The sequence below is a fragment of the Streptomyces sp. NBC_00637 genome (genome assembly GCF_045161545.1).
Taxonomy (GTDB): domain Bacteria; phylum Actinomycetota; class Actinomycetes; order Streptomycetales; family Streptomycetaceae; genus Streptomyces.
This window is the reverse complement of sequence record NZ_CP109046.1, coordinates 6484371-6498286: the sequence shown is the minus strand read 5'-3', so window position 1 is coordinate 6498286 and position 13916 is coordinate 6484371. Positions and strand designations below refer to the sequence as shown.

At 69.8% G+C, this 13916-nt stretch carries 11 protein-coding genes; 3 read left to right on the top strand and 8 right to left on the bottom strand.

Translation table 11 applies throughout. From position 1 onward, the window contains the following. The first annotated feature begins 1 nt into the window (after position 1). From zwf to pgl, 3 genes are read left to right on the top strand one after another with little or no spacing between them, the layout of a single operon-like run. Positions 2–1528, top strand: a complete 1527-nt coding sequence (gene zwf, locus OG440_RS28485) for a glucose-6-phosphate dehydrogenase (RefSeq protein WP_406011482.1) — start codon at positions 2–4, stop codon at positions 1526–1528. Beyond that, positions 1525–2667, top strand: coding sequence for a glucose-6-phosphate dehydrogenase assembly protein OpcA (gene opcA / locus OG440_RS28480; RefSeq protein ID WP_406009626.1), 1143 nt, complete (start codon positions 1525–1527; stop codon positions 2665–2667). The genes zwf and opcA overlap by 4 nt, the downstream gene beginning before the upstream one ends. Then, entirely contained in the window at positions 2664–3446 is a 783-nt protein-coding gene (gene pgl, locus OG440_RS28475) for a 6-phosphogluconolactonase (protein ID WP_406009625.1), read from the top strand. The genes opcA and pgl overlap by 4 nt, the downstream gene beginning before the upstream one ends. Positions 3447–3476: 30 nt before the next feature. Here the strand turns inward: pgl and OG440_RS28470 are convergent, their stop codons facing one another. The 8 genes from OG440_RS28470 to OG440_RS28435 all read right to left on the bottom strand — a co-directional run bounded on the left by OG440_RS28470 (position 3477) and on the right by OG440_RS28435 (position 13836). Then, a complete protein-coding gene (locus tag OG440_RS28470; protein ID WP_406009624.1) occupies positions 3477–4391 on the bottom strand; it encodes a hypothetical protein in 915 nt (304 codons plus the stop codon). Between the two features lie 101 nt (positions 4392–4492). Beyond that, on the bottom strand, positions 4493–6142 hold the full coding sequence (pgi, locus tag OG440_RS28465; RefSeq protein ID WP_406009623.1) for a glucose-6-phosphate isomerase: 1650 nt from the start codon (positions 6140–6142) through the stop codon (positions 4493–4495). Positions 6143–6561: 419 nt separating this feature from the next. Next, on the bottom strand, positions 6562–6897 hold the full coding sequence (locus OG440_RS28460) for an RNA polymerase-binding protein RbpA (RefSeq protein WP_078615979.1): 336 nt from the start codon (positions 6895–6897) through the stop codon (positions 6562–6564). A 211-nt stretch (positions 6898–7108) separates the two neighbouring features. Then, on the bottom strand, positions 7109–7339 hold the full coding sequence (gene secG, locus OG440_RS28455) for a preprotein translocase subunit SecG (RefSeq protein ID WP_385667426.1): 231 nt from the start codon (positions 7337–7339) through the stop codon (positions 7109–7111). Positions 7340–7491: 152 nt separating this feature from the next. Further along, entirely contained in the window at positions 7492–8268 is a 777-nt protein-coding gene (gene tpiA, locus OG440_RS28450) for a triose-phosphate isomerase (protein ID WP_406009622.1), read from the bottom strand. Positions 8269–8274: 6 nt separating this feature from the next. After that, positions 8275–9486 (bottom strand): phosphoglycerate kinase, encoded by a 1212-nt coding sequence (locus OG440_RS28445; protein WP_406009621.1) that lies wholly within the window; start codon positions 9484–9486, stop codon positions 8275–8277. A gap of 155 nt (positions 9487–9641) precedes the next feature. Then, positions 9642–10652, bottom strand: a complete 1011-nt coding sequence (gene gap / locus OG440_RS28440; protein WP_356263603.1) for a type I glyceraldehyde-3-phosphate dehydrogenase — start codon at positions 10650–10652, stop codon at positions 9642–9644. A gap of 229 nt (positions 10653–10881) precedes the next feature. Further along, positions 10882–13836 (bottom strand): M14 family zinc carboxypeptidase, encoded by a 2955-nt coding sequence (locus tag OG440_RS28435; RefSeq protein WP_406009620.1) that lies wholly within the window; start codon positions 13834–13836, stop codon positions 10882–10884. Positions 13837–13916: the final 80 nt, after the last annotated feature.

Below are 13916 nucleotides of genomic sequence, written 5' to 3'. Positions count from 1 at the left end.
AATCTTGTCGAGCAGCAACCCGCTGCGTGACCCCGCAGACCGACGGCTCCCGCGTATCGCGGGGCCGTCGGGCCTGGTCATCTTCGGCGTCACGGGCGATTTGTCCCGGAAGAAGCTCATGCCCGCCGTGTACGACCTCGCCAACCGGGGTCTGCTTCCGCCGGGCTTCTCGCTGGTCGGCTTCGCCCGCCGCGAATGGGAGCACGAGGACTTCGCGCAGGAGGTCCACGACGCCGTCAAGGAGCACGCCCGCACGCCCTTCCGCGAGGAGGTCTGGCAGCAGCTCGTCCAGGGCATGCGCTTCGTGCAGGGAACCTTCGACGACGACGACGCCTTCGAGCGGTTGCGCGGCACGATCGAGGAACTCGACAAGGCACAGGGCACGGGCGGCAACTTCGCCTTCTACCTCTCCGTGCCGCCGCGTTCCTTCCCGGTGGTCATCCAGCAGCTGAAGAAGCACGGGCTGGCCGACCAGAAGAACGGCTCCTGGCGACGCGCGGTCATCGAGAAGCCCTTCGGCCACGATCTCGCCTCGGCCGAGGAGCTCAACAAGGTCGTCCACGAGGTCTTCGGCTCCGACCAGGTCTTCCGCATCGACCACTATCTGGGCAAGGAGACCGTCCAGAACATCATGGCGCTGCGCTTCGCCAACACGATGTTCGAGCCGATCTGGAACCGGTCCTTCGTCGACCACGTGCAGATCACGATGGCCGAGGACATCGGCATCGGCGGCCGGGCCGGCTACTACGACGGCATCGGCGCCGCCCGTGACGTCATCCAGAACCACCTGCTCCAGCTCATGGCCCTCACGGCCATGGAGGAGCCGGCCTCCTTCGACGCGGACGCGCTGGCCGCCGAGAAGACCAAGGTGCTCGGCGCGGTGCGGCTGCCGAAGGACCTGGGCCGTTCCACCGTGCGCGCCCAGTACGCGGCCGGGTGGCAGGGCGGCGAGAAGGCCGTCGGCTACCTCGAAGAGGACGGCATCGACCCCCAGTCGAAGACCGACACCTACGCGGCCGTCAAGCTGGAGGTCGACAACCGCCGCTGGGCGGGCGTCCCCTTCTATCTGCGCACCGGCAAGCGCCTCGGTCGCCGGGTCACCGAGATCGCGGTCGTCTTCCAGCGGGCCCCGCACTCCCCCTTCGACTCCACGGCCACCGAGGAGCTCGGCGCGAACGCGATCGTCATCCGCGTCCAGCCGGACGAGGGCATCACGGTCCGCTTCGGCTCGAAGGTGCCCGGCACCTCGATGGAGATCCGGGACGTGTCGATGGACTTCGCCTACGGCGAGTCCTTCACCGAGTCCTCGCCCGAGGCGTACGAGCGCCTCATCCTCGACGTGCTGCTGGGCGACTCGAACCTCTTCCCCCGCACGGAAGAGGTGGAGCTGTCCTGGAAGATCCTCGACCCGATCGAGCGGTACTGGGACAAGAACGGCAAGCCCGCGCAGTACCCGTCGGGCACGTGGGGGCCCGTCGAGGCCGACCAGATGCTCGAGCGAGACGGACGGAGCTGGCGCCGGCCATGAAGACAGACCTCACGGACACCACTGCCAGCAAGATCAACAAGGCGTTGGTGCAGGGCAGGCGCGCGATAGGCACGCCCGCCGTCGGCATGGTGCTCACCCTCGTCGTCGTCACGGACGAGGAGAACGCCTACGACGCCCTGAAGGCCGCCAACGACGCCTCGCACGAGCACCCCTCGCGCACGCTCGTGGTCATCAAGCGTGTCTCGCGCTCCCCCCGGGGCCGCACCCAGTCCCGCCTCGACGCCGAGGTACGGCTGGGCGCGGACGCGGGCAGCGGCGAGACGGTGATCCTCCGGCTGTACGGCGAGGTATCCGACCACGCCCAGTCCGTCGTCCTGCCGCTGCTGCTGCCGGACGCGCCGGTGGTGGTCTGGTGGTCGGTGGACGCCCCGCGCGACCCCGCGGGCGACCCGCTGGGCGCCCTCGGGCAGCGCCGGGTCACCGACAGCTACGCGGCCGAGAAGCCCATCAACGAGCTGCGGGCCCGCGCGGAGAGCTACGAGCCGGGTGACACCGACCTGTCGTGGGCCCGGATCACCCCGTGGCGCTCGATGCTGGCCGCCGCCCTCGACCAGGTCAGCTGCGAGATCGTCTCCGCCGAAGTGGCGGGCGAGGAGTCCAACCCGAGCGTCGAGCTGCTCGCCATGTGGCTCGCCGACCGGCTCCACGTGCACGTGCGCCGCGCGATCTCGGCCGGGCCCGGCCTGACCCAGGTCCGCATGGAGACCACCGGCGGTCCGATCACACTGCACCGGTCGGACGGCGCGATGGCCACGCTGGCACTGCCCGGCCAGCCGGACCGCGCGGTGGCGCTCAAGCGCCGCGAGACGTCCGAGCTGCTCGCGGAGGAGCTGCGCAGGCTCGACCCCGACGACACGTACGCGTCCGCGCTGCGGTTCGGCGTGGACCGGCTGGGCGGGATCCAGTCGGCCGCGGAGCGCGAGGCGGAGCGGGCCGAGGCCGCCGGCCGGCCCGCCCCTTCCCTCCCGGTCCGCGCGGTGCCGGATGCCGCGGGCGCGGCCCGTGACTCCGCGCCGGCCGCGCCCGACGCGTCGCCCGCCGCCCCGGTGGGCCACGGCGACGCCGAGCGGCCCACTCCGGCGCAGATGCCCCCGGTCAGGAAAGCGGAACCGCAGTGAGCACTCCCCAGCTGGTCGTGCACCACGACAAGGAACTGATGGCGCAGGCCGCCGCGGCCCGCCTCATCACGAAGATCGTGGACGCCCAGGCCTCCCGGGGCCAGGCGTCCGTGGTCCTCACCGGCGGACGCAACGGCAACGGTCTGCTGGCCGCGCTGGCCGCCGCGCCCGCCCGTGACGCCGTCGACTGGGCCCGGCTCGACCTGTGGTGGGGCGACGAGCGCTTCGTGCCCGAGGGCGACCCGGAGCGCAACGTCACGCAGGCCCGCGAGGCCCTGCTGGACTCCGTCCCCGTGGACCCGAAGCGCGTGCACGCCATGCCCGCCTCCGACGGTCCGTACGGCGCCGACGTGGAGGCGGCCGCGGCCGCCTACGCGGAGGAGCTGGCCCGTGCGGCCGGCCCCGAGAACCACGGCGCCGTGCCCACGTTCGACGTGCTGATGCTGGGCGTCGGTCCGGACACCCACGTGGCCTCGCTCTTCCCGGAGCTGCCGGCCGTGCGGGAGACCGAGCGCACGGTGGTGGGCGTACGCGGCGCGCCCAAGCCTCCGCCGACCCGGGTCACCCTCACCCTCCCGGCGATCCGGGCGGCCCGTGAGGTGTGGCTGCTCGCGGCCGGCGAGGACAAGGCGCAGGCCGCGGCGATCGCCCTGTCCGGTACGGGCGAGATCCAGGCCCCCGCGGCGGGCGCCCGGGGCCGCTCCCGCACCCTGTGGCTGCTGGACACGGCGGCGGCCTCCCGCCTCCCGAGGTCGCTGTACCCTCCGGCGTCCGCCTGACGCGGTCGCCGCTCCACAGAACCCGTACGGTCAACCGCCGTACGGGTTCTGCCCGTTGGGGGCCCGGTAGGACCCGTACGGGTTGCCCTGGGGGTACGGCTGGGCGGGGGCCGGTGCGTACGGCCGGCCGTACGGCTGTCCCTGCGGGTGCCCGTAGGGCTGTCCCTGCGGGGGTACCTGGAGCGGCGCCCCGGCGGGGGCCGGCGGCAGGGTGGCCGGGTGGGCCCCCAGCCGGATGCCGTACCGCCGCTTGAGGCGGCGCATCTCCAGCAGCGCGAGCCCGGTGACCGTCACCGGCGCGCCCAGGATGAAGACGATGCCCATGGTGAGGCTGAGGCCGTGCAGGTCACCGGCGACGAGGTCGGGGATCGCCATCAGCCAGGTCGTCACCGTGGCGAGCAGCGGCGGCAGACAGCGGTGCACCGCGGCGGAACCGAAGAAGTTGCCGGAGAGCCGGACGGCGCCGGCCATCACGAAGAAGGCCGCCCACAGGCCCACGAGGGTGAGCAGCATCCTCGGCACCAGCCCGAACAGCTCGCTCGACCGGAAGATCCCCACGGTCGTCAGGACACTGACGATGAAGAGCAGCAGCAGCTTGAGCGAGTCGAGCAGCGGCCTCTTCAGCTGCCGGACGGTTCCGCCGCGCCGCCAGACGAAGAGCATCACGCCGACCGTCACCGGGGTGAGGAAGAACAGGACGGCGGAGGCGATCGCCGTGTTCTCCAGCATCTCCTCGAAGGCGAAACCGCCCTGGACGAAGGTGTAGACACCGACGGCCGCGACCGCCCCGGCGATGACCCTGCCGCGCTTGAGCCGTTCCACCGTCGGATCGAGCGCTTGCGGTATCCACGCCGGATGGAACACCGCCCACGCCACCTCGTGGGGCTTCAGGAACGAGCGGACGGTCAGCGACCCGTCGGTCCAACTCCTGCGCGCACTCGCCACGTTGCTCTCCCCCGAGAGATCGGCCTCATGATCGGCGGCGAGTCTACGGGAAGCGGACGACAGCCCGCCGTCCGCTTCCCGTCCTTCCCGGCCGGTGACCGCTACCGGCCGCGCAGCTCCCGGTACTTGGCGACCAGGGCCTTGGTGGAGGCGTCCAGGCCCGGGACCTCGGCGCCCTCGGTGAGGGCGGGCTCGACCCGCTTGGCGAGTACCTTGCCGAGCTCCACGCCCCACTGGTCGAAGGAGTCGATGTTCCACACCGCGCCCTGTACGAACACCTTGTGCTCGTAGAGCGCGACGAGCTGGCCGAGGACCGAGGGGGTCAGCTCGCGGGCGAGGATCGTGGTCGTGGGGTGGTCGCCCTTGAACGTCTTGTGGGCCACCAGTTCCTCCGGGACGCCCTCGGCGCGCACCTCCTCGGGCGTCTTGCCGAAGGCCAGCGCCTGGGTCTGGGCGAAGAAGTTGGCCATGAGCAGGTCGTGCTGTGCCCTGAGTTCGTCGCTCAGCTCGGCGGCCGGTTCGGCGAAGCCGATGAAGTCCGCGGGGATGAGCTTCGTGCCCTGGTGGATCAGCTGGTAGTAGGCGTGCTGCCCGTTGGTGCCCGGCGTGCCCCAGACGATCGGGCCGGTCTGCCAGTCGACCTCCTTGCCGTCCCGGCCGGTGGACTTGCCGTTGGACTCCATGTCCAGCTGCTGGAGGTAGGCGGCGAACTTGGACAGATAGTGGCTGTAGGGCAGTACGGCGTGCGACTGGGCGTCGTGGAAGTTGCCGTACCAGACACCCAACAGGCCCAGCAGCAGCGGCACGTTGGACTCGGCGGGCGCGGTCCTGAAGTGCTCGTCGACGAGGTGGAAGCCGTCGAGCATCTCGCGGAAGCGGTCCGGGCCGATGGCGATCATCAGCGACAGGCCGATCGCCGAGTCGTAGGAGTAGCGGCCGCCGACCCAGTCCCAGAACTCGAACATGTTGGCCGTGTCGATGCCGAAGTCGGCGACCTTGCCGGCGTTCGTCGACAGCGCGACGAAGTGCCTGGCGACGGCCGACCGGTCACCCAGCGCGTCCAGCAGCCAGCTGCGGGCCGAGGTGGCGTTGGTGATCGTCTCGATGGTGGTGAAGGTCTTCGACGCGATGATGAACAGCGTCTCCGCCGGGTCCAGGTCGCGGAGGGCCTCGTGCAGGTCGGCGCCGTCCACGTTGGAGACGAAACGGACCGTGAGGTCGCGGTCGGTGTAGCCGCGGAGCGCCTCGTAGGCCATCGCCGGGCCCAGGTCGGAGCCGCCGATGCCGATGTTGACGACGTTGCGGATACGTCGGCCGGTGTGACCGGTCCAGGCCCCGGAGCGGACGCGGTCGGCGAATCCGGCCATCTTGTCGAGGACGGCGTGCACCGCCGGGACGACGTTCTCCCCGTCGACCTCGATCACCGCGTCGCGCGGGGCACGCAGGGCGGTGTGCAGGACGGCACGGCCCTCGGTGGTGTTGATCTTCTCGCCGCGGAACAGGGCGTCCCGCAGGCCGAAGACGTCGGTGGCGACGGCCAGTTCACGCAGGTGGCGCAGCGTCTCGTCGGTGACGAGGTGCTTGGAGTAGTCGATGTGCAGGTCACCGACTTGCAGCGTGTATCGCGCGCCGCGTTCCGGGTCGGCGGCGAACAGCTCCCGCAGCCGTACCTCGCCGAGTTCCTCGCGGTGTTCGGCCAGAGCGGTCCACTCGGGCGTCTGGTTGAGCCTCGTACGGCCGTCTGCGTTCATGTCGGACTTCAGCCCTCTTTCCTCGTCTGTCCGTGCTGCGCACGTCTTGCCCCGCCGCTTCCAACCTAGTTGATCAGCGCGTCGGTGAGCGGACGCGCCGAGGTCGTACGGGGCAACAACAGGTACGTCCGCGCGGCCCGCGGGTATCAACGCGGCGACGAGCGGACGCGACAGGACGAGGGTGCGACGGCGCGTGACCGTACCGGCGTGCCGCGAACGGGCGGGCCGGACGGCAGCCGGCCGGCGGGGTGAGTGGTCGTCAGGCAGGCCGGGGCCCCGCCGAGGGCCTCGATGTCCACCGGAGCACGCCGCACGGGCGCGCGGAGGGCACCACTGACAGACGACCCGCGGGCGGACGACCGCCCGTGCCCGAAACACGTCCGGCCAGGCGCCCTCGGGTACCCGGCCGGTCTCGGTCGTTAGATCTCGCCCCGCAGTTTGGCGAGCGCCTCGGCGAGGATCGCCTCGCCGTCCGCGTCGCTGCGGCGCTCCCGCACATAGGCGAGGTGCGTCTTGTAGGGCTCGGTGCGCGGCGGGTCCGGGGGGTTGTCCCGGTCCTGCCCGGCGGGAAAGCCGCAGCGCGGGCAGTCCCAGGTCTCGGGCACCTGCGCGTCGCTGGCGAAGCTGGGCACCGTCTCGTGTCCGTTGGAGCACCAGAAGGAGATGCGCAGACGCGGGGCGGACTCGCCCCGCTCGGCCTCGCCCATCGGCCCCGCCCCGACCCGGCTTCCTCGGATCGCGTTGCCACTTGCCACGGTCGTAACTCCCTGCGTGATGGTGCCGCAAAGCGAGTCGGCGTTTCGCTTCGCTGCGAGCGCCTCAGTCTACGTAAGGCCCAACGCGCGTCCAGTGATTGGAGTTACAGCTCCCACACCTAGACGCAAGCCCCATGATAGGCCGCGCTCAGCTGCGCGTACCGAACATGGGGCCTTACGTACCGGAATGTGCGTGACTGTGCGAAGCTGATCAGCTGTTCGTCTTCATCACGATGCCGAGCACGATGATGCAGGTGAACCACAGCAGACCGATCACGACGGTGATGCGGTCGAGGTTGCGCTCGGCGACCGAGGAGCCGCCGACGGAGGACTGCATGCCGCCACCGAACATGTCGGAGAGGCCGCCGCCCTTCCCCTTGTGCATCAGCACCAGCAGCATCAGCAGCAGGCTGAAGACGATCAGGGCGATCGAGAACCCCAAAACCACGGCTGAACCAACTTCCTCGGATTCGGATAACGAGTCGGACGAACAACGGGGGCACAGCGCCGTTGTCCAGGTGCGGCTTCGCCGCGTGGCGCTATGCCCCCGCAAGGGTACGACGGATCGCCGCTACCGCATACTCACAGCTCGGATCACTGGTCGCGGAAGCGCACGATCTTGACGAACTCGTCCGTGTCCAGCGAGGCACCGCCGACCAGCGCGCCGTCGATGTCGGCCTGCGCCATGATCTCGGCGACGTTCGCGGACTTCACGGAGCCGCCGTACTGGATGCGGACCTTGTCGGCCAGTTCCTGGGTGTAGAGCCCGGCGATCTTCCCGCGGATGGCGGCGCAGACCTCCTGCGCGTCCTCGGCGCCGCAGACCTTGCCGGTGCCGATGGCCCAGACCGGCTCGTAGGCGATCACGATCGTCTCGGCCTGCTCGGCCGGGAGGTCCTTCAGACCGCCCTCGACCTGGGAGAGGGTGTGGGAGACGTGGTTGCCCGCCTCGCGGACGTCCAGCTCCTCACCGACGCACAGGATCGGGGTCAGGCCGTGCTTGTAGGCGGCCTTGACCTTGGCGTTCACGAGCTCGTCGGTCTCGTTGTGGTACTGGCGGCGCTCGGAGTGGCCGATCGCCACGAACGTGCACTTCAGCTTGGCGAGCATCGCACCGGAGATCTCGCCGGTGTAGGCGCCGGAGTCCTGCGCCGAGATGTCCTGGGCGCCGTACTTGATCTTCAGCTTGTCGCCGTCGACCAGCGTCTGCACGGAGCGCAGATCGGTGAAGGGCGGCAGGACGGCGACCTCGACGGCCTCGTAGTCCTTGTCGGCCAGGGCGAAGGCGAGCTTCTGGACGTGGGCGATGGCCTCGAGGTGGTTGAGGTTCATCTTCCAGTTGCCCGCCATCAGCGGCGTGCGAGTGGTCATGCGGGGTCAGCCCTCCAGTGCGGCGAGGCCGGGGAGCGTCTTGCCCTCGAGGTATTCGAGGGAGGCGCCACCACCGGTCGAGATGTGGCCGAATGCGTTCTCGTCGAAGCCCAGGAGGCGGACGGCCGCGGCGGAGTCTCCGCCGCCGACGACCGTGAAGGCCGGGGAGTCGATGAGGGCCTGGGCGACCGCCTTGGTGCCCTCGGCGTAGTCGGGGTGCTCGAAGACGCCCATGGGACCGTTCCAGAAGACGGTGCCGGCGTCGGCGAGCTTCGAGGCGTAGAGCTTGCGGGTCTCGGGACCGATGTCCAGGCCCAGCTCGTCGGCGGGGATGGCGTCCGCGGCGACGGTGTGCGGGTTCCCCGGCGCCTTGGTCTTCAGGTCGGGGAACGAGGTGGAGGTCAGGACGTCGACCGGCAGGACCAGCTCGACGCCGCTCTTCTCCGCCCGCTCGATGTACTCCTGGACGACCGGGAGCTGGTCCTCCTGCAGGAGGGAGGTGCCGACCTCGTACCCCTTGGCCTTCAGGAAGGTGAACAGCATGCCGCCGCCGATGAGGAGGCGGTCCGCCTTGCCCAGCAGCTGGTCGATGACGGCGAGCTTGTCGGAGACCTTGGAACCGCCGAGGGCGACGACGTAGGGCCGCTTGACGTCCTCGGTGAGCTTCCTCAGGACGCCGACCTCGGTGGCGATGAGGTAGCCGGCGGCGTGCGGAAGGCGGGCCGGGAGGTCGTAGACGGAGGCGTGCTTACGGTGCACCGCCCCGAACCCGTCACCGACGTAGACGTCGGCGAGCTCGGCGAGCCGGTCGGCGAAGGCGCCGCGCTCGGCGTCGTCCTTGCTGGTCTCGCCGGCGTTGAAGCGCAGGTTCTCGATGACGGCGACCTGGCCGTCGGTGAGGTCCGCGACCGTGGACCGCGCGGACTCGCCGACCGTGTCGGTCGCGAAGGCCACGGCCGAGCCGAGGAGTTCGCCCAGCCGGGCGGCGGCGGGGGCGAGGGAGAAGGCCGGGTCCGGCGCGCCCTTGGGGCGGCCCAGGTGCGAGGCGACGACCACCTTGGCGCCCGCGTCCGCGAGGGCCTTGACGGTGGGCAGGACGGCGCGGATACGGCCGTCGTCGGTGATGGTGCCGCCGTCGAGCGGCACGTTGAGGTCGGCGCGGACGAAGACCCGCTTGCCTGCGACGCCTTCGGCGAGAAGTTCGTCGATCGTCTTCATTACGGGGGCTCCTGAGGAGGGCTCGTGGTGCTCATGATCGCGCGTGATCTCCGGCGACCGTGAGGGAGGCTGATCCGTACGTGCGTCAGGGCTCGGGCGGCGCGTCCCTGCGCCGCCCGAGCCCTGCACTCACATCGAGGTGCCTGATCTGTCGATCAGAGCTGGCCGCCGACGAAGACCGTCAGGTCGACGAGGCGGTTGGAGTAGCCCCACTCGTTGTCGTACCAGCCGAGGATCTTCACCGTGTTGCCCTCCTGGACCATGGTCAGGGAGGAGTCGAAGGTGCAGGACGACGGGTCGCCGACGATGTCCGAGGAGACGATCGGGTCCTCGGTGTAGGTCAGGAAACCCTTGAGGTCGCCGTCGTCGGAGGCCTTCTTGAACGCGGCGTTGACCTCGTCCTTGGTGACCTCGCGCTGCAGCGTCACGACCAGGTCGGTGGCCGAGCCGGTCGGGACCGGGACGCGCATCGCGATGCCGTCGAGCTTGCCCTTGAGCTGCGGCAGGACCAGGGCGGTGGCCTTGGCGGCACCCGTCGTGGTCGGGATGATGTTCTCGGCGGCGGCGCGGGCGCGACGCAGGTCCGAGTGCGGGAAGTCCAGGATGCGCTGGTCGTTGGTGTACGCGTGGACCGTCGTCATCAGACCCTTGACGATGCCGAAGTTCTCGTCGAGGACCTTGGCCATCGGCGCCACACAGTTGGTGGTGCAGGAGGCGTTGGAGATGACGTGGTGGTTGGCCGCGTCGTACTTGTCCTGGTTGACGCCCATCACGATGGTGATGTCCTCGTCCTTGGCCGGAGCCGAGATGAGGACCTTCTTGGCGCCGCCGGCGATGTGCTTCTCGGCGTCGGCCTTCTTGGTGAAGATGCCGGTCGACTCGATCACGATGTCGACGCCCAGGTCGCCCCACGGGATGTCCGCCGGGTTGCGCTCGGACAGCACCTTGATGGTGTGACCGTCGACGGTGATCGTGTCGGCGGTGTGCGACACCTCGGCCTTGAGGCGGCCCAGGATGGTGTCGTACTTGAGCAGATGTGCGGTGGTCGCGGTGTCACCCAGGTCGTTGACAGCCACGATCTCGATGTCAGCACCCTGCTCCAGCAGCGCGCGGAAGTAGTTACGACCGATGCGGCCAAAGCCGTTGATGCCTACGCGGATCGTCACGAACCGATCTCCTCGTTGATACACCGGCTATGCGGTGCCGGCGAGCTGTATTTGGGATGTCCCCGACCACCCACGACCCTACCTCTCCGAGGCCGCCGGAGTGACATCGACTTCGCCCATACACGGCAGGGCGGTCCGTACCCGCCAGTAGGGGTACGGACCGCCCGGACCGGAAGGCCCGATCGCTCGATCTGATCACGAACTGTCACGCAAGGTTGACAGCCGCATATCAGCTCTCAAGTGAGGCGAGGGCCTTTCCGATGAGCGCGACGCGGTCGGCCGCCGCGGTGACGTGCTCCAGGCCGAAGCCCAGCAGCACCGTGTCGTCGGTGGTGACCGCTCCGTACGTCTGGAACAGGGCGCCGGTGCGCGTCCAGTCCTTCAGCACGGCAGGGCTGCCCGCGGGCGGACCCGCGGCCTGCCAGGCACCCAGCGACGTCTCGAAGCCCTCGGTCTCGGTGGCGGTGCCTCCGACGACCAGCGAGGTGTCGTCCACGAGAACGCCGTGGCCGCCGCTGCCGGGGTCGGTGACATAGGCGATGGAGACCTCGACCTTCTTGCCCGCGTAGGCGCTCAGGTCGAAGTTCACCTGCTGCCAGCCGTTGGAAGCGCCGGTGAGGGCGTTCCAGGATCCGGTGGTGCCGGTCGCCGCGCACGCGCCCGCGCCGAGGGTGAGGTAGTGCCGCAGCCACGGGTGCTCGCCGATGTAGAACCCGGCGTCGCACTCCGCGGGCACGGCGGTGCTGCTCGCGCCGCCCGCCTCGGGGAGCGTCGTCCAGTCGTCGGCGCCGACCGTGTGGATCTCGACGATCGCGTTGTCGTAGCCGGGCTCGGTGTCCCACAGCAGCTGGGTGCGCAGAGCCGGCTTGCTCGCCGCACCGACACCACTGAGGTCGATGGTGCGGGTGAGGCGCTTGTAGCCGTCGTCGGTGTGCACGGCGGCGGCCATGTACGAGCCCGTGAACGGCCCGTACGGGTTGACCGTGCCGGCGAACTTGCCGGCGCCGGCGCTGGCGAACTGCGGGTAGGCGGCGGCCGGCAGCTCGTCCGAGGTGACGCCGTAGGTGCCCGCCCGGTCGAGCGGGTTGCCGATCGCCGGGCCGAGGGCCCCGCCGGCCCCGTCGAGCTCGCCGGAGCCGGCGAAACCGGTGGCGCCGGGGGTCGACGTACGGGAGTAGGCGCCCAGGTAGTACTGGCTGAAGTCGTTCGACGGGGTGCCGTCGGCGAGGGCGACGCTGCCGCCGGCCAGCTCGCCCGCCTCGATCAGCTTGCCGCCCTCGTTGAGGAAGGCGCGCAGTTCGAGCTGGGTCGGATTGCCGGGGGTGCTCGCGCCCGTGTAGTGGACGACCGTGCCGAAGTGGCTCAGCACGCCGAGCGCGTCGGGCGCGCCCTGGGTGGCGACGTCCCAGACGATCGCCTTGCGGCCGTTGGCCTTCAGCGCGTCCACGTAGGTCTGCGCCTGCGTGGCGGCCGCACCCTCCTCGGCCACGACGAGGGTGTCGGCCTTGGGCCGCGCGGCGATCGTGTAGGTGAAGTGCGCGCTGGAGACCTTCTTGCCGTTGGGGGTCTCCCCCGTGAACCACACCTCGACCTTGTCGCCCGGTTCGCCGTCCCGCACCTTCGCGCGGTACTCGTCGAAGTAGAGGTTGTCCTCACCACCGTAGGTCTCGCCGCCCTTCCAGGCCTTGAGTGCCTGGTCCCACGTACGGCCGCCGTTGACGCGGTACTTGAGCTCCTTGTCGCGGATCGCCTTGCGCACGACGACGGAGACCTCCTGGTCGGCGCCGCGCGAGTACGAGGTGGTGAACGGCGCCGGGGTGAAGTCGGCGGCGGACAGACCGACCGAGGACTTCGGCTGGTCGGGGCGCGCGGCGGACTCCGCGACGGAGAGCGCGAACGGGACGTTCTTGGCGAACTCGTCCTGGATCAGCTTCTCGTCGTCGGGGAAGTTGAAGACCGATTCGCAGTCGGAGGCGTTCCACTGGTCGTTCGGGTCGATGGCCGAGGCGGTCTGACAGGTCGACATCTCGGGGGTGAACATCCCCATGCCGTTGACGTTCGCCGCGTGACCGTCGGCCTCGCCGTTGGTCGTGTACAACTCCGAGGAGACCTGCGGGTGATAGCCCGGGACCGCGGAGTTCTCGGGGGTGCCGGCGAGCGCCTTGTAGGCGACGTCGTCCGGGGTGTCGGTCGCGACCTGCCAGCCGACGCCGTACAGCAGCAGCTCGGCGGCGGAGTGGTAGTTGATGCCGTAGGTGAAGCCGATCCGCTTCTCGAAGGCGTCGAGCGCCTTGGTCTCGGGCTCGGATCCGGGGCTCGCGCCGCGGTAGGTCTCGCTGGTGGGGTTGGGGGAAGAGCCCTCGTTGTCGTAGCCCCACTTGTAGGCGAAGTTGCGGTTGAGGTCGACGCCGTCGCCGGTGGAGATCACGCCGTCGCCGTTGACGTCCCGCAGGTTCTTGCGCCAGAGACGGTTGCCGGTGTTCTGGAAGGTGTAGTCGTAGCCGTCGGGGTTCGCCGACAGGACGAACCACAGCTCGTTGGAGTCGACGATCTTCTTGACGCGCTGGTCGGTCTTGTAGCCGTCCAGGTAGTAGTGCATCAGCCGCCGGGTCATCTCCGGGGTGATCCACTCCCGCGCGTGCTGGTTGGACATGTAGAGGACCGACGGCTTGGAGCCGTCCTCGGACTTCTTCGCGTTCCTGGTCAGTTTGAGCGCGAGGATGTCCTGGCCCCCGACCGTCTTCCCGATGGAGACGACCTTGGTCAGGCCCGGGTTCTCCTGGGCGGTGCGGAGGATCTCCTCCTGGAGGCCGCCGCTGCCGCTGTACGGCCGGAACACCCCGTCGGCTGCCGCCTCGAGACGGTTTTCCGTCTTGGCCGAAAGAGTGTGCTCGGTGAGCGCGACACCCTGCTTCTCGAGTTTCTTCGCCTGCTTGTCGGTGAGGTAGACCTCGACCGTCGCGGTGCCCTTCTCGGGCGCCTGCTCGCTGAGTTCGTGACCGTCCTGGCCGGTCGCCAGCAGCAGGGGTACCTGCTGCTTGGTAACCTCGGCGCGGAAGACCTTGACCTCGTCCGCGTCGGCTTTCGGTGTGGTGCCGGGCTGTGCCTGGGCGATGGGTGCGAGTGCCGCTCCACCGAGCAGCAGCGCGCCGACAGCGAGGATCGATCTCGCTCTTCGTCTCATGAACCCCCCTAGCCTGAGTTCGCCCCAGCAGCGAACTCTGCCAGGCTCATGACAGTTCATGATCCAGTCAAGAGCGCCTC